This is a genomic window from Pseudomonas sp. TE21435, assembly GCF_056279265.1.
Window position 1 is genome coordinate 1,926,501 of record NZ_JBWBQZ010000001.1, and the last position, 15,037, is coordinate 1,941,537.

At 62.7% G+C, this 15,037-nt stretch carries 13 protein-coding genes, 1 tRNA gene and 1 pseudogene; 7 read left to right on the forward strand and 8 right to left on the reverse strand.

Features of this window, described 5'->3' with window-relative positions; genetic code table 11:
• Nucleotides 1-146 precede the first annotated feature (146 nt).
• The 4 genes from ACZ9C1_RS08570 (at nucleotide 147) to nhaA (ending at nucleotide 4,428) form a co-directional block, all read left to right on the forward strand.
• Nucleotides 147-599: a thiol-disulfide oxidoreductase DCC family protein gene (locus ACZ9C1_RS08570; protein ID WP_139670265.1), complete on the forward strand. Its 453-nt coding sequence runs from the start codon at nucleotides 147-149 to the stop codon at nucleotides 597-599.
• Complete coding sequence (locus ACZ9C1_RS08575; protein ID WP_102682885.1) at nucleotides 596-979, forward strand: DoxX-like family protein; 384 nt, start codon at nucleotides 596-598, stop codon at nucleotides 977-979. Before ACZ9C1_RS08570 ends, ACZ9C1_RS08575 begins: the two co-directional genes overlap by 4 nt.
• A 91-nt stretch (nucleotides 980-1,070) precedes the next feature.
• Nucleotides 1,071-2,786, forward strand: coding sequence for a S8/S53 family peptidase (locus ACZ9C1_RS08580; RefSeq protein WP_476254568.1), 1,716 nt, complete (start codon nucleotides 1,071-1,073; stop codon nucleotides 2,784-2,786).
• Nucleotides 2,787-3,225: 439 nt separating this feature from the next.
• Nucleotides 3,226-4,428, forward strand: a complete 1,203-nt coding sequence (gene nhaA / locus ACZ9C1_RS08585) for a Na+/H+ antiporter NhaA (RefSeq protein WP_139670262.1) — start codon at nucleotides 3,226-3,228, stop codon at nucleotides 4,426-4,428.
• Nucleotides 4,429-4,460: 32 nt separating this feature from the next.
• On the opposite strand, the gene ACZ9C1_RS08590 is transcribed toward nhaA, so the two are convergent.
• Nucleotides 4,461-5,876 (reverse strand): aminotransferase-like domain-containing protein, encoded by a 1,416-nt coding sequence (locus ACZ9C1_RS08590; RefSeq protein ID WP_102682887.1) that lies wholly within the window; start codon nucleotides 5,874-5,876, stop codon nucleotides 4,461-4,463.
• A gap of 148 nt (nucleotides 5,877-6,024) precedes the next feature.
• Between ACZ9C1_RS08590 and ACZ9C1_RS08595 the strand changes: the two genes are divergently transcribed.
• Nucleotides 6,025-6,495, forward strand: a complete 471-nt coding sequence (locus tag ACZ9C1_RS08595; RefSeq protein ID WP_102682888.1) for a RidA family protein — start codon at nucleotides 6,025-6,027, stop codon at nucleotides 6,493-6,495.
• A gap of 30 nt (nucleotides 6,496-6,525) precedes the next feature.
• On the opposite strand, the gene ACZ9C1_RS08600 is transcribed toward ACZ9C1_RS08595, so the two are convergent.
• Both ACZ9C1_RS08600 and ACZ9C1_RS08605 read right to left on the reverse strand, forming a co-directional pair.
• On the reverse strand, nucleotides 6,526-7,290 hold the full coding sequence (locus tag ACZ9C1_RS08600) for an SDR family oxidoreductase (protein WP_476253870.1): 765 nt from the start codon (nucleotides 7,288-7,290) through the stop codon (nucleotides 6,526-6,528).
• A gap of 395 nt (nucleotides 7,291-7,685) precedes the next feature.
• Entirely contained in the window at nucleotides 7,686-8,603 is a 918-nt protein-coding gene (locus ACZ9C1_RS08605) for a hypothetical protein (RefSeq protein ID WP_476253871.1), read from the reverse strand.
• A gap of 146 nt (nucleotides 8,604-8,749) precedes the next feature.
• Between ACZ9C1_RS08605 and ACZ9C1_RS08610 the strand changes: the two are divergent.
• A pseudogene (locus ACZ9C1_RS08610) lies at nucleotides 8,750-9,245 on the forward strand (IS3 family transposase); the annotation flags it as partial.
• A 173-nt stretch (nucleotides 9,246-9,418) separates the two neighbouring features.
• On the opposite strand, the gene ACZ9C1_RS08615 reads toward ACZ9C1_RS08610, so the two are convergent.
• The 5 genes from ACZ9C1_RS08615 to ACZ9C1_RS08635 form a co-directional block, all read right to left on the reverse strand.
• Nucleotides 9,419-9,494 (reverse strand) — tRNA-Gly (locus tag ACZ9C1_RS08615).
• Nucleotides 9,495-9,558: 64 nt separating this feature from the next.
• The gene (pgsA, locus tag ACZ9C1_RS08620) at nucleotides 9,559-10,119 is read right to left on the reverse strand and encodes a CDP-diacylglycerol--glycerol-3-phosphate 3-phosphatidyltransferase (RefSeq protein WP_198755769.1); all 561 of its coding nucleotides are present in this window, start codon (nucleotides 10,117-10,119) and stop codon (nucleotides 9,559-9,561) included.
• Between the two features lie 33 nt (nucleotides 10,120-10,152).
• The gene (gene uvrC, locus ACZ9C1_RS08625) at nucleotides 10,153-11,976 is read right to left on the reverse strand and encodes an excinuclease ABC subunit UvrC (protein WP_476253872.1); all 1,824 of its coding nucleotides are present in this window, start codon (nucleotides 11,974-11,976) and stop codon (nucleotides 10,153-10,155) included.
• Between the two features lie 10 nt (nucleotides 11,977-11,986).
• Nucleotides 11,987-12,625, reverse strand: a complete 639-nt coding sequence (gene gacA / locus ACZ9C1_RS08630) for a response regulator transcription factor GacA (protein WP_023631421.1) — start codon at nucleotides 12,623-12,625, stop codon at nucleotides 11,987-11,989.
• A gap of 63 nt (nucleotides 12,626-12,688) precedes the next feature.
• Nucleotides 12,689-13,078 (reverse strand): helix-turn-helix domain-containing protein, encoded by a 390-nt coding sequence (locus ACZ9C1_RS08635; RefSeq protein WP_046855102.1) that lies wholly within the window; start codon nucleotides 13,076-13,078, stop codon nucleotides 12,689-12,691.
• Nucleotides 13,079-13,693: 615 nt separating this feature from the next.
• On the opposite strand from ACZ9C1_RS08635, the gene ACZ9C1_RS08640 reads away from it, so the two are divergent.
• Nucleotides 13,694-14,995 (forward strand): nucleotide sugar dehydrogenase, encoded by a 1,302-nt coding sequence (locus tag ACZ9C1_RS08640; RefSeq protein WP_277504839.1) that lies wholly within the window; start codon nucleotides 13,694-13,696, stop codon nucleotides 14,993-14,995.
• The last annotated feature ends 42 nt before the right edge of the window (nucleotides 14,996-15,037 follow it).

Consider the following 15,037-nt stretch of genomic DNA (forward strand, 5'->3'; position numbering starts at 1 on the left):
TCCGCTGACGGGCGCGTATCATACCGGCTTCGGCCTGCGTGATGTAGGCCAGGGCCTTTGCAGGTGATCCACCCACCGCGCGTGTATGTCCCTTCTCCTACCTGACCGCTATACAATACCGCCCACCGCCTGAACGGAATCAAGCCATGCCCGCTGCACTGAAACGCCCTACCCCTGCGCCACTGCTTGCGCCAGGGGAAACCGTCCTGCTGTTCGACGGCGTATGCAAGCTGTGCAACGGCTGGGCGAAATTCGTGATCCGCCATGATCGCCATCAACACATACGCCTGGCCACGGTGCAGTCAGCGCAAGGCCAGGCGTTGCTCGCCTGGGCGGGCCTGCCGATAACGGCGTTCGACACCATGGCGGTGATCCGTGATCAGCACTGCTGGGTGCGCTCCGCGGCGTTTTTCGAAATCGTCCGGCAGCTGCCCGGCGCCTGGCCGCTGTTGCGGGTACTGCGCATCTGCCCGCAGGGACTACGGGACTGGCTGTACGATCGCGTGGCACTCAATCGCTATCGCCTGTTCGGCAAGCATGACCAATGCCTGCTGCCGAGCCCAGACCACCAGCGACGCTTTCTCCAGGGCCAGCCATGAACCGCCTGTGCCAGGTGCACTGGCTGGCGCGCGCCAGCCTGGCGTTCATCTTCGCCTACCACGGGCTGGTGCCCAAGCTGTTGCTCCTCAGCCCCGGTGAGCAACTGCTGCTGCAGGCGCACGGACTCGGGCATGCAGCCTGGTTGTCACAAGTTGCCGGCATAGCCGAACTGGTGCTCGCCGCACTGCTGTTGATGCCGAGCCTGGCCTGGCCGTTGCTGGTCGCCGCGGGCGTTCTGCTTGGGCTGCTGGTGGATGTGGCGGTGATGCAACCGTCGATGCTGGTGGATGCCTTCAACCCGGTCTCGCTGAACGTGGCGGGCATGACACTGTGCGCCGTGGCGTGGACCTCAAGGCAGGGCCATACCCCTGACCGCTGAACGAAGCGCCCTGCGCAGCAGTCGGAACTGGAGGCCCTCAACAAGGAAACCACCCATGGCCGCAGCGCTCGCCGCCTTCACCACCCTGTCCATGCTGCTCGCAGGCGCGATGGCACAGGCGTCGGAAGGCTTGCGTATCGAAAGCCTGAAACGTTGCGGTGACCTGCTGGACACCCGGCGCCAGGACTGGTGCCTGACCGTCCACGGGCTGAGCCCCCAGCTGCCGACACTGAAACTCGGCAACAAGGCGATCCCCTCCAGCGCGGTGGCGCGCGAAGGCGACCGGCTACGCCTGCGGCTGGACAGCAGCGAGCGGCAAAGCGGTCCGCTCTGGCTTGAATATGGCACGCGCACCAGCAACGCCGTATGGCTGACACTGCGCAACAGTCACATACTGGCCGCAGGGCCAGACGAGGTGGCCAGGAACATGGACGGTCTGACCACGTATGTGAACCTGGTGAGCCTGTTGATCGAGGAGCACCATGATGGTCGTCAGGAGGCCGAGCGCCTGGCGGGCAAATACGGGGCCAGCGTCGTCGGCAGCATTGCGCCGCTGAACCTCTATCAGTTGCGCCTGCCGGCACGCAATCTGGAGCAACGCGATGCCTTGGTGTTGCGCCTGGGCAGCGAGGCCAGCGTGGATGCGGTGGTGATCGAAGAGTCGGCGCCGGAACAGGCCGAACACGAACGCACGCACGCCCCGCCCGGGGACTCTGACGAGTGGGCGGCGAACCGCTTCCTCGACGCGGTCGATTTCTACCGCCGACGCCTGCCTGGGCAGCAGACTGTCCTCCAGCCACAGCCGTTGCGCATTGGGCTGATCGAGCGCGATGTCGACTTCGACAGCCCGGACTTTGTCGATTACCTCGGTGCCTGCGCCATTCCCCGCACATGCCTGTATGCCCGCGATGCCGAACAACCTGACTCTCATGGCAGCACGGTCGCCGGCATTCTTGCCGCCGGCTGGGACAATGGCGGCAACACCGGTTTCCTGCGCGGCCTGGAACCGGCCAGCGGCGGTTTCGAGGTCATCGTCGAGCGCAACTCCGATGCGGGTATCACCGCCAATATCGCGGCCTCGGTCAACCTCGTCGAAGACGGCGTGCGCGTGCTCAACTGGAGCTGGGGCATCCACCGTGTCGGTACTCGAAACGCCGAGGGTGACGAAGTCGACTCCCTGTTGCGCTCAGGCCTTGCCATGGGCGGCTATGAGGAATTGCTGGAAGAATTCTTCCTCTGGCTGCGCAAGTCGCACCCCGATGTGCTGGTGGTGAACTCCGCCGGCAATGGCTCGACCTTTGCCGGCACCGACGAATACCGCCTGCCCTCCTCGTTCATCACCGAGCAGTTGCTGGTGGTCGGCGGCCACCAGCGCGCCGAGGGTGTCGAGCGCGACGTGGACGACCCGGCCTTTGCCGTCAGGCGCAGCAGCTCGAACATGGACATGCGTGTGGACATCACCGCAGCCGCCTGCACCCACGCCTCGACCCTCGAAGCAGGGCAGCCCGGCGCAGTGCATTGCGGTACCTCCTATGCCACGCCGATGGTCACGGGCCTGGTGGCGGCGATGTTGTCGATCAACCCGAACCTGCAGCCCGAACAGGTGCGCATGCTGTTGCGCCGCAGTGCCATGAGCATCGGTGACCAGCACGACTTCGAACGGATGGATGCCGAGGACCTCACCGCGCCCATCCTGCCGTCGGAGCGCAACTATCAGCTCGGTGACAAGGATGTCGGGCGGTCGGCGCGGCTGGACATGCGAAAGGCCCTCGACCTCGCGCTGAAAAGCCGTGAGCGGGTGCGCTGACAGGATTTCGATGGACAGGTGCACAGGCATCATCCGTACAGCGGTGGTACAAGAAAGTAGTGTCATCTGGTGATGGCCGATACCGCGGTGCCGTACCGTGACCTGGCAACATTTGGACGCAAAATGTTGACGCACATCTTCGCCCACATCGCTAGAATGGCCGCCTGGCGTGTGCTGCGTGCGCCCGGGAGCCTTCCCGAATACGGAGAACATTCATTTGTTTTCCGTGAGATCCGTCTATGTTGCACGCATGCCCCCATTCCCCATGGCCCTTCCTGCCCCGTGCCTTCACGGCGTGGGTTGCTGCGCCGCATTCCCCATCCTTCTTCTCGCCCTTCGCCGCAGTGGCCCGTACAGTCCGGAGCCAGCGTCTCGCCGTGCCCGTTGCCCGCCGCGCCACTGCCATTGCGAGGGTGATGCCATGAACGAGGACCGTTACATGACTGCATCCCTTCCAACCGTCAAGCCGCGCTCGATGCTGCGTCACCTGCTGGCCACCGAAGCGGCCGGCGGCGTATTGCTGATGTTCACCGCCGCGCTGGCCATCGTCATCGCCAACAGCCCCTGGGCCAGTGCCTACCAGCACCTGCTGCACCTGCCCGTCGGCCCGGTACTGACCGACAAACTCGGCCCGATGACCGTGCACATGTGGATCAACGATGGTTTGATGGCGATCTTCTTCCTGCTGGTGGGCCTGGAGATCAAGCGCGAGCTGGTCGACGGCCGCCTTGCCAGCTGGGAACAGCGCCGCCTGCCGGCACTGCCGGCACTGATGGGCATGGCCGTGCCGGCGCTCATCTACCTCGCGGTGGCTGGCGGTGAACCCGGGCTGTCCAACGGCTGGGCGATCCCCGCCGCCACCGACATTGCCTTCGCGGTCGGCGCCCTGGCCCTGCTCGGGCGGCATGCACCGCTGTCGCTCAAGGTGATGCTGGTGTCGGTGGCGATCATCGACGACATGGGCGCGGTGGCGATCATCGCGGTGTTCTACACCTCGTCGCTGAACCTGCTGGCACTGGCCGCTGCCGCCGGCATCATCGCCATCCTGCTGGCCTGCAACCGCCTGCGCGTGGTCAGCCTGTGGCCCTACCTGATCGGCGTGGCCGCGCTGTGGTACGTGACCCTGCTGTCGGGCGTGCACGCCACCATCGCCGGCGTGGTCGGTGCCCTGCTGATCCCCTACAGCACAGGTAACAGCGAGGCCCGCGAGGCCAGCCCGCTGCTCAGACTGGAGCATGGCCTGGCGCCGTGGGTCGGTTTCCTCATCGTGCCTGCTTTCGGCTTTGCCAACGCCGGCGTCTCGTTCGGCGACCTGGGCCTTGGCGACATCTTTGCCCCGCTGCCGCTGGCCATTGCCCTGGGCCTGCTGCTGGGCAAGCAGCTCGGCGTGTTCGGTGGTGTACTGCTGGCGGTCAAGACCGGCCTGGCCAGCAAACCCCAAGGCGCCAGCTGGCTGCAGATCTACGGCGTGGCGATGCTCTGTGGTATCGGCTTCACCATGAGCCTGTTCATCGGCGAACTGGCCTTCCCGGGCCAGGCCGAGAAGATCGATGCAGCCAAGATCGGCATCTTGTTGGGCTCGCTGCTATCGGCAGTGATTGCCTGCCTGATCCTGCGATTTGCGCCCAAGCAGGCCGATTGAAGTAACCCCGGGGCCCGCGCCTGCTCGACAGCTCAGTGGCTGTCGAGCAGGCGCAGAAAGGTGTCGCGGACCTTCACATTGTCACTGTGACCGACATTGAAACGCATGAATGCCCGGGCATCGGCCTGGGCGCTCAGCAAGGTGCCGGGTGACAGCACCAAACCATGTTGCAAGCCGCTCATGGCAATAGCCTCGCCATCGACACCGGCGGGTAGCCGGGTCCACAGGAACAGCCCCTCCCCTTGGCACGACGCCACCTCGCACCCTGCCTCGCGCAACCATCCAGCCACCCGCCCGCTGGCCTCATGCAGCCGGTCGACGACCCTGCGCGTATGCCGCTCATAGCTCCCTTCGGTCAGCAGGCGATGAATCACCTGCTCGGTCAGCTCGGACGTCACGCCGCCGCACTTCATCTTGAGCAGCGTCAGTTGCCCCGCCAATTCGGCGCCCACGGCCAGGTAACTGACGCGGCAATTGGCGGTGAGGGTCTTCGAGTAGCCGCAGACATAGCTGACGTTGTCCAGCCCACCCACCCCCGCCAGCCGGGGCGTTCGTTTATGCTGGATATCGCAGTACAGATCATCTTCGATGACGTGCACGCCATAGCGCTGGCACAGCTCCAGCAGGCGGTGGACCTGTGCTGCCGAAAAGGAATGCCCCGTTGGATTGTGCAAGGCACTGTTGGTCAGGTAGACCCGCGGGCGATGGGCAATCAGCAGTTGCTCGAAGGCCACGAAATCGATGCCTTCCACCGATCGCGCCACGCAAACCGGGCGGGCGCCGTGGTAATGCAGGTTGGCGCGGAAGTTGAAATAGCACGGGTCGTCGACCATGACGCTGTCCCCCCTGCGAAGGATCAGGCGCATCAGCATGTCCACGCCTTGCATGGTGTTGGCGGTGGTGACGATCTGCTCGACCGGAACATCGATGCCCAAAGTGCCGAGCTTGAGGCGCAGCCATTGACGCAGCGGCAGGTAGCCTGCCGCCGAGCCATACTCTCCCATGCGCAATTCGCTGGCCCGCAGGCACCCGCGCATGGCCTTGAGCAGGGTATCCACGGGCATCCATGAGGGCGGCAGGAAGCCGCAGCCGGGACGCAGCATGCCGTTGTCCGTCAGCAGTGCGTGACGGAGCACGCTCACCGGGTCCTGGGGCAGCAGATTGCGCACAGCCTCCGTGCCCATGGCCTGGGCATCGCGTGCCACATAGTGGCCAGCGCCCTGGCGCGATACCACCAGCCCGCTGGCGCGCAGTCGGTCCAGGGCCTCGACCACCGTGGACTTGCTCACGCCCAACAGCTCGGTCAACTCACGAATGGGCGGCAACCGCACCCCTGGGGCCAAAGCCCCATTTCCGATGGCTTCGGTAAAACCCTCGGCAATCTGCTGCACCAGCGGTTGCCCCGACTGGAGTTCGATCGCGGCGATCACGGCGCGCTGTCGCTGCATTGTACTGGTCGTCCCGGCAGTAAAGTTCAGAGGTTTCCATCCGAAGTTGCCCTGCCCCTGCGGCCAGCGCCTATCTACTATGCATCGGCATCCGGCTTGCGCCTAGCGCATACCGCCCCGAGGCCATGAAGAGACCGAGAAGCGCCCTATGTCCCGTGAAGCACAGTTTGCCGCGATACTTGATCAGCTGGGTTACACCTTCGAAGCAGGGTTGAAACTCGGTGGCGACTACGCCGCCACCGTGCGCCATGAAGGCGTTGTGTACGTCAGCGGGCAGATCCCGCGCATTGACGAAGAGGTGATCCACCCCGGCCGGGTGGGGAGCGAAGTCAGCCTGAAGGATGCACGCACCGCGGCCATGGTCAGCGCCCTGCGCTGCCTGGCATTGGTGCGTGAACGGGTTGGCTCACTGGATAACATCCGCGCCATCCTGCGCATGACCGTGTTCGTGCAGTCGGCCGAAGCGTTCACCCGGCAGAGCGAGGTGGCCAACGGTGCTTCGCAGGTCTTGTACAGTGTGTTTGGCGAAGCCGGCGCTCATACACGAACTTCGGTCGGCGTGCTCAGGCTGCCGAAGAATGCCCCCGTGGAAATCGACCTGATCGCCGCGGTGACGTAATGATCCAGCCATGGCACGCTACCGTCCGCCTCAGCCGCGCACCACCGATACCCCGCCATCCACCACCATCGCCGACCCGGTCATGAAGCTTGATGCGTCCGAGGCCAGGAACAGTGCCGCCTCGGCGATTTCCTCCGGCCTGGCCAGGCGTTTGAGGGCGTGCAAGCCTTCGACATGGGACTGGGCCTCGGGGCTGCTCATCACACTGCGGCCCATCGGCGTGTCGGTACCGCCCGGCAGCAACGCGTTGGCGCGTATACCCTGGGCGCCCTGCTCCGCCGCGATAACCTGGACCAGGCCGACCAGGCCTGCCTTGCTGGCCGCGTAAGCGGCCATGCCCGGCATGCCCACCGTGTGGCCGACGAAGGTCGAGGTGAAGATCAGCGAGCCACCGCCACGGGCCAGCAGCGTCGGGATCTGCGCCTGGGCGCCGAGGAAAGCGCTGGTCAGGTTGGTATGCAAGGTATGTTGCCAGGCGTCCAGCGTCAGCTCGGGAACAGCAGCCAGCTCACCAAGGGTGCCTGCATTGTTGAAGGCGATGTCCAGGCCACCGAAGCACGACACCGCCGTGTCCACCAGCTCCCTGGCCAGCGCCGCATCGGTGATGTCACCGGCCACCGTAAAGACCCGACCGTGTCCGGCTGCCGTGATCTCCGCCGCCAACTGCTCGAGCTCGTCCTGGCGCCGCGCTGTAAGCACCAGGTTGGCGCCGTGCCGGGCGAACAATTTCGCCGCCGCACGGCCGATGCCGGAGCTGGCACCGGTGATGATTGCCACTTTGCCTGCCAGTTGCATGATCTGTACCTCGTCCTGAAGGTGATTTGCAGGGTGCGCGGGTACTATCGGGTGCGGTGCGGGGGGATGCTCTCCGTTTCTTGCGGACTGTAGCGCCCTTTCTCATATGGCAGGGTGCCTCGAGGATGGCTGGTTGCAACAAGCTGCGTGGCAGTCGGATATCTTTGAACGGCTGCTGGATGATCGGGTGGCTCTAATGTTCGCAGATTTGGGAATGCCTGTATAAAACGCTCTGGCGACAAAGTCAGCCTCAGCTCGAATAACGCCAACTCGGTGAGGTGACTGAAACTGATCCCCTCGGGGAGCTCAGGGAGTGTTGGCAAGGACAAATTGAAAACACCAGCCACCGCAGCTTTTCAGTTCCGAGAACACTGACGCTGCATCAACACCCCTGGCTATCGATTCGGCGGGTCTTCTATGGCAACTGTTGTTTTTAGTACAGCGACCGTTTTCGCACCCAAGGAGGCAACGCATCTCATCCGGCAGGTACGCTTCGTGCGCAACAGCGACTTGACACCCGCGTAGAAGGTGAGCGGTTCGTGGGCACTTACCAGTTGTAGAGCATGGACTTCTGCTTCCAGCGCCTTGAAACGGAAGGGTCGTTTCAGTCGTTTTTCCAACAAAAACGATAGCACTTGAGTCAAACCGTATATCACCACAGCCACAGGCCACATAGGATAGTGGGGGAAGTGACCCGCACAGTGCCCCTCAGCTTCCCCCGCACATTGCGCCTTGACAGCATGACGTTTAATGGAAGACAGCCTGAGGTCAAGCGCGGTGCTATAGGGCGATTCGACTACTTCTTTATGCTCTTCTTGCCAAAACGCACCAAACAATGCACAGAAGAGCTTCTCTGACAAAATCTGGTACTCCACCTGAAGCGCACCCACAACTTGCCCGTCAAAAAGCAATTCAGTCTTTGCCTTAACTCTCTTCTTCGTACGATCAACTATTTTTGCACGGGCCGTGAGCATTGTCGTCTCAGGCGCGATTATTGGACAGGCGCCCATTGACCAAATTGCGTGTATTGCAAGGTAATAAATACGCTCCCCCGCCGGTTGCGTGAGCGCTGCGGCGCATGAGCCCAAAATAGCCAGGTGCCTACCCGCTTCAGCAATTGCAATGGGCCCAAGCTCTTGCCCCAACGGCTGCTCAGGTATGAAGTCGCCGCAGATATCCCAGTCGTCATAAACTGTGTGGTAAAGCCTTTCAAAAGCAAAGTAGGGCCGCTGCACTGCGATCCTCTCCATCATCAGCGTCATGTCGATGAGCGTGTGCTCAGGGTTTTCAAGCGAATGAGCGATCAAGTTCATTTCGCTAGCCTCCGTGCACGCAGAATTCGCTTCTGCTAACGACTACACGGAAACGATACGATGAACAACCCAGTGTTGATACTGGCAGAAATATCAGTAACGGCTTAGAGCTTGAATAGAGCGTGGCTGCCCTCGGCGCTTGCAACCCGAACAACTGGTGCGGAGATATCACGTATGTTTGGGCGCAAGGTCGCTGGCATTATGTGGCGGCCGTGATCGACCTTTTCGCACGCCGAGTAGTAGGCTGGGCGTTTTCATCGAAGCCCGATGCTGACCTGGTGACCAAGGCTTTGGACATGGCCTATGAGAAGCGCGGCCGCCCTCAGAACGTGCTATTTCATTCGGACAGGCAGTCAATATGGCAGTCGTAGCTTCCGTCAGCGTCTGTGGCGTTATCGCTTCAAGCAGAGCATGAGCCGCCGAGGAAACTGTCACGATAATGCGCCAACGGAGCGGTTTTTTCGCAGCCTGAAAACAGAATGGGTACCGACCACGGGCTACATGAGCGCTTCGCTGGCACAGCAGGATATCGGTCGCTTTTTGATGCAACGCTACAACTGGCAGCGACCGCATCAGTTCAACAGCGGGCTGGCGCCCGCTGTTGCTGAGGAAAAACTTAACGCAGTGTCCGGGATTAGTTGACCACTACAAGAGCTAAGGGATTCGGAAAAATAGACAGAAAAATGGACTGAAAATCACTGGATGCTGCCGGAAAGCAGAAGACGTCGGTGGAATACAGCACAAACAAAAAAAGGACCCTAAGGTCCTTTTTTCTTTCTCCATGGAATTCAGTGGAACTCTATGGAGCTAAATATTGGAGCGGGAAACGAGACTCGAACTCGCGACCCCGACCTTGGCAAGGTCGTGCTCTACCAACTGAGCTATTCCCGCGTCGTGATGGGTGCCATTCTAGCGATTTACAGAACGGCGTCAACCCCTTGATTCAAAAAAACTTTTACTTCTGCTCCGAACCTTCGCGCAGGTGCGGCCAGGCGGCCACCAGGTAGTGCACCATCGACAACAGGGTCAGCCCCGCCGCCACCAGCAGCAACCCGTAGCCCAGCACCACCCAGAAGGTCAGCAACGGCGGATTGGCCAGCAGGATCACCAGCGCCAGCATCTGCGCGGCGGTCTTCCACTTGCCCAGGTTCGACACCGCCACATGGGCGCGGGCGCCGAGTTCGGCCATCCACTCGCGCAGCGCCGAGACCACGATCTCGCGACCAATGATCACCGCCGCCGGCAGCGTCAGCCAGAAGTTGGCGTGCACCTGCACCAGCAGCACCAGGGCCACGGCGACCATCAATTTGTCGGCCACCGGGTCGAGGAAGGCGCCGAACGGGGTGCTCTGCTGCAGCCGACGCGCCAGGTAGCCGTCGAGCCAGTCGGTGGCGGCGGCGATGGCGAACACCGTGCTGGCGGCCATGTAGCTCCAGTGATAGGGCACATAGAACAGCAGGATGAAGATCGGGATGAGCAGGACGCGTAGAACGGTGAGCAGGTTTGGAATATTCATCGGTACGACTGGCTGCGAGTTGAACCCGGCATTCTACTCGCTATGCAGGCTGGCATAAATCGACTCGGCAAGCTTTTTACTGATGCCGGGGGCCTTGGCGATCTCGTCGACACTGGCGCGGTTGAGCTCCTGCAGGCCGCCGAAATGTTTCAGCAGGTCGCGGCGGCGCTTGGGCCCTACCCCGGCGACGTCCTCCAGGCTCGAGGTACGCCGGGCCTTGCCGCGCCGGGCGCGGTGGCCGGTGATGGCGAAGCGGTGGGCTTCGTCGCGGATCTGCTGGATCAGGTGCAGGGCTGGCGAGTCACCCTTGAGGGTGAACTCGTGGGCCACGTCGTTCAGGTAGAGCGTCTCGAAACCGGCCTTGCGGGTCACGCCCTTGGCCACGCCGAGCAGGGTGAGATCGGTAAGGCCGAGCTCCTGCATCACTTCGCGGGCCATGTTCAGCTGGCCCTTGCCGCCGTCCACCAGCAGCACGTCGGGCAGCTTGCCCTCGCCGTCCTTGATCCGCCCGTAACGGCGCATCAGCGCCTGGTGCATGGCGGCGTAGTCGTCGCCGGCGGTCACGCCTTCGATGTTGAAGCGGCGGTAGTCGGATTTGAGCGGGCCTTCCGGGCCGAACACCACGCAACTGGCCACGGTGGCCTCACCGCTGGAGTGGCTGATGTCGTAGCACTCCAGGCGCTGCGGCACTTCGTCCAGGCCCAGCACCAGGGCCAGCGCCTCGAAGCGGGCGGCCATGTGCTGGCGGTTGGCCAGGCGGGCGTTGAGCGCCTGCTCGGCGTTGGTCACCGCCAGTTGCTGCCAGCGCGCCCGAGTGCCGCGCACACGGTGGCTGATGTTCAGTTCGCGACCACGCAAGGTCTGTACCGCCTCGGTGATGGCGGCGAAGTCGTCATGCACCACGTTGACGATCAGCTCGCCCGGCAGTTCGCGTTCGGCGTTGCCGAGGTAGTACTGGGAAAGGAACGCGGCCATGACCTCGGCCACCTCCTCCTCGATGCCCACCTGGGGGAAGAAGTTCTTGCTGCCCAGCACCCGGCCGCCACGCACGCTGATCAGGTGCACGCAGGCGCCGCCCGGGTTTACGAAAGCCGCCACCACGTCGACATCACCGGAGCCGCCTTCCATGTACTGCTGGTCCTGGACCCGGCGCAACAGGGCGATCTGGTCGCGCAGCTCGGCGGCCTTCTCGAAATTCAGGGCCATGGCGGCCTTTTCCATCTCGGCGTTGAGCTCATTGCCCAGCTGCTGGCTGCGGCCCTCGAGGAACATCACCGAGTGGCGCACGTCCTCGGCGTACGTTTCGGGCAAGACCAGCCCCACGCACGGCCCCTTGCAGCGCTTGATCTGGTATTGCAGGCACGGGCGGGTGCGGTTGGCGTAGTAGCTGTCCTCGCACTGGCGAACCGAGAACGCCTTTTGCAGCAGGCTCAGGCTCTCGCGGATGGCGCCGGCGCTGGGGTACGGACCGAAGTAGCGGCCTTTGGCTTTCTTCGCGCCGCGGTGGATACCCAGGCGTGGGAACTCCCCGTCGGACAAGAACACGTAGGGGTAGGACTTATCGTCGCGCAGCAGAATGTTGTAGGGCGGCCGCCACTCCTTGATCAGCGTCTGCTCGAGCAGCAGCGCCTCGGTTTCGTTGGCGGTGATGGTGGTCTCGACCTGGGCGATGCGCCCCACCAGGGCAGCCGTCTTCGGCGCCAGCCCCGTCTTGCGGAAATAGCTGGCCAGGCGTTTCTTGAGGTTCTTGGCCTTGCCCACGTACAGCAGGCGTGCGTCGCCGTCGAACATCCGGTACACGCCCGGGCGACCACTGCAGGTCGCCAGGAACGCGCTTGCATCAAAGGTTTGTGACATGAGGTGTGCTTTACAGACTTGCGTCGACCATACCGTGGCGGACGGCCAGCAACGTCAGTTCGACGTCACTGGTGACCGAGAGTTTTTCGAAGATTCGATAACGGTAAGTATTGACGGTCTTGGGTGACAGACACAACTTGTCAGAGATGATCTGCACCTTCTGACAACCGACGATCATCAGCGCAATCTGTATTTCCCGTTCGGACAACGCATCGAACGGCGACCCCTGGGGCTGAAATGACTTGAGTGCCAGCTGCTGGGCAATCTGCGGGCTGATGTAGCGCTGGCCGGCGAAGGCCAGGCGGATGGCCTGGACCATTTCATCGAGCCCGGCGCCCTTGGTCAGGTAGCCCGCGGCACCCGCCTGCAACAGGCGGGTGGGAAACGGATCTTCCTCGCACACGGTCACCGCGACCACTTTGGTGTCCGGATGACTGCGCAGCAGTTTGCGCGTTGCCTCCAGGCCACCGATCCCTGGCATCTTCACGTCCATCAGCACCACGTCCGGCTTGAGCTCGCGGGCCAGTTTGAGGGCGGACTCACCAGAGTCCGCCTCCCCCACCACCTGCAGCCCGTCGATGTCGGCCAACATGCGTGTGATGCCGGTACGCACCAGATCGTGATCGTCGACCACCAGGACCCTAATCAAGCAGACACCTCGTCAGTGGGGCGATTGGATCCCGCCACCTTAACAAAATTTTTCACAACGAACCTAGCGCAAAGCGTCATGGAAATATGCCTGCCGGTCAGGCCGGCGCATGCGCAGCCCTTCATGGCCACCTTCTTCACCCGCGAGGCGGTTGAGCAGGTGCCACACCGCAGCCTGGTCGGCCGACGGCAGGCGGCGAAAGGCGCCTAGCAGGCGGTTCTCATCCGAGGTGAGGCTGTCCAGGGGCGCAGGGGTGTGCACGCCGCTCAGCACATACAGCGCATCCACCCCCCGGCTGGCCACCGCCGCGAGGTAGTCCATGCGCGGCGTGCGTTCGCCGCTTTCGTACTTGCCCTGGGCGTTGGGCTCGACACCGCCGATATCGCCAAATATGCGCTGGGTCAGCCCCAGGCGTTCGCGCTCTTCTCTGAGTCGCGGACCAAATCCGTTCATCTGCTTGCCTCCTTTGCATGAATGGAAGAAAGGTGCATCCCGCACCCGAGTGAATGTCTGCACAATCGACCGGCACTATGCCAATTGGATCCAATCGTTGCAAGCCATCATTGCGCCATGGGCCGGATTGAGGGGGGACAACCCCGGGCTCGCAACGTGACGCGTAAATACGTCGTAGAGCAGGGTTGCCCACGATGGCGCAAAGGAAAACCAAGCCATATTTAACTATCGAGCAGATGAACAAAGAGTCGAACAAGCACCTGCGAGAAAACCTTTCAGATCAGTTCAACATGACGAAAATCACCATTTTGGCGTCATTTTATCGACACAAACAGGGGTGTAAATTTTTTGACGCCCAACTTATATCAAACTTTAACTTATTGATTTAAAAGTAATTTTTAACTTTCACTCAAAGAAAAATTACTAAAAACAACACAGGAAGTAATAAAGCTTGCCGAACTTTCAGAAAACTCCTTAGGATGTAAAAAGACCACCACGAAACAGCCTGTACCGCTACCTATCTAGCGCGGCTTGATTCTGCGCGTCTGGCATTTGCGTAACTTCTTGAACTGAGTATCTCGGCCGGCCTTGCGCCGCGCCTGGGGAGAGGGATCTATGAACATCAGTATCTTCGGACTTGGCTATGTGGGGGCGGTTTGCGCCGGTTGCCTGTCGGCACGCGGACACCAGGTGCTGGGGGTGGACGTCGCCCAGGCAAAGATCGACATGATCAACCAGGGTCGCTCGCCCATCGTCGAGCCGGGCCTGGAGCAACTGCTGCTCGACGGTGTGCGCCAGGGGCGCCTGCGCGGCACCACCGATGTGCAGGCGGCGATCCTGGCCACCGAGCTGTCGCTGCTATGCGTCGGTACCCCGAGCAAGGCCAATGGCGACCTCGACCTGGTGTACATGGAGGCGGTGTGCCGCGAGATCGGCGCGGCCCTGCGCGACAAGGCCAGCCGCCACACCGTGGTGGTGCGCAGCACGGTACTGCCGGGCACGGTGAAGAACGTGGTCATCCCGCTGCTCGAGCAGGCCTCGGGCAAGCAGGCCGGCCGCGACTTCGGCGTGGCGGTCAACCCGGAGTTCCTACGCGAGAGCACGGCGATCCAGGACTACGACTTCCCGGCCATGACCGTGATCGGCGAACTCGACAGCCGTTCCGGCGACCTGCTCGCCTCGCTGTACCAGGGCCTGGACGCCCCGGTGATCCGCAAGCCGATCGAGGTCGCCGAACTGATCAAGTACACCTGCAACGTCTGGCACGCCACCAAGGTCAGCTTCGCCAACGAGATCGGCAACATCGCCAAGGCCTCCGGGGTCGATGGCCGCGAAGTGATGGACGTGGTCTGCCAGGACTACAAGCTCAACCTGTCGCGCTACTACCTGCGCCCGGGCTTCGCCTTTGGCGGTTCGTGCCTGCCCAAGGACGTGCGCGCCCTCACCTACCGCGCCAGCCAGCTTGACGTGGCGCACCCGCTACTCGGCTCGATCATGGCCAGCAACCGCAGCCAGGTGCGACACGCCTTCGACCTGGTGACCCGGGCCGGCAAGCGCCGCATCGCCCTGCTGGGGCTCGCGTTCAAAGCCAACAGCGACGACCTGCGCGAAAGCCCGCTGGTGACATTGGCCGAGCAACTGATCGGAAAGGGCTATGACCTGCGCATCTTCGACGCCAACGTCGACCATGCCCGGCAGTTCGGCGCCAACCGCCAGTACATCGAACAGCAGATCCCCCACGTTAGCGCCCTGCTGCGCAGCGACCTGCAACAGGTGATCGACGAAGCCGAGTTGATCGTGCTGGGCAACAACGACGAGCGCTTCGTGCAGGCGCTCGACGCCGGCAAGCCGGTGATCGACCTGGTCGGCTTCATGGCCGGCGGCAGCGACGCCCGACACCACGGCATCTGCTGGTAAGGCACGCCGACGCCCGCCGTCGCGGCGGGCCCCGACCCCAAG

Excerpts from the sequence above, each read along its gene's own strand:
- ACZ9C1_RS08570 (WP_139670265.1), top strand. The coding sequence starts at position 147 with ATGCCCGCTGCACTGAAACGCCCTACCCCTGCGCCACTGCTTGCGCCA.
- ACZ9C1_RS08575 (WP_102682885.1), top strand. The coding sequence starts at position 596 with ATGAACCGCCTGTGCCAGGTGCACTGGCTGGCGCGCGCCAGCCTGGCG.
- ACZ9C1_RS08580 (WP_476254568.1), top strand. The coding sequence starts at position 1,071 with ATGCTGCTCGCAGGCGCGATGGCACAGGCGTCGGAAGGCTTGCGTATC.
- nhaA (WP_139670262.1), top strand. The coding sequence starts at position 3,226 with ATGACTGCATCCCTTCCAACCGTCAAGCCGCGCTCGATGCTGCGTCAC.
- ACZ9C1_RS08590 (WP_102682887.1), bottom strand. The coding sequence starts at position 5,876 with ATGCAGCGACAGCGCGCCGTGATCGCCGCGATCGAACTCCAGTCGGGG.
- ACZ9C1_RS08595 (WP_102682888.1), top strand. The coding sequence starts at position 6,025 with ATGTCCCGTGAAGCACAGTTTGCCGCGATACTTGATCAGCTGGGTTAC.
- ACZ9C1_RS08600 (WP_476253870.1), bottom strand. The coding sequence starts at position 7,290 with ATGCAACTGGCAGGCAAAGTGGCAATCATCACCGGTGCCAGCTCCGGC.
- ACZ9C1_RS08605 (WP_476253871.1), bottom strand. The coding sequence starts at position 8,603 with ATGAACTTGATCGCTCATTCGCTTGAAAACCCTGAGCACACGCTCATC.
- pgsA (WP_198755769.1), bottom strand. The coding sequence starts at position 10,119 with ATGAATATTCCAAACCTGCTCACCGTTCTACGCGTCCTGCTCATCCCG.
- uvrC (WP_476253872.1), bottom strand. The coding sequence starts at position 11,976 with ATGTCACAAACCTTTGATGCAAGCGCGTTCCTGGCGACCTGCAGTGGT.
- ACZ9C1_RS08635 (WP_046855102.1), bottom strand. The coding sequence starts at position 13,078 with ATGAACGGATTTGGTCCGCGACTCAGAGAAGAGCGCGAACGCCTGGGG.
- ACZ9C1_RS08640 (WP_277504839.1), top strand. The coding sequence starts at position 13,694 with ATGAACATCAGTATCTTCGGACTTGGCTATGTGGGGGCGGTTTGCGCC.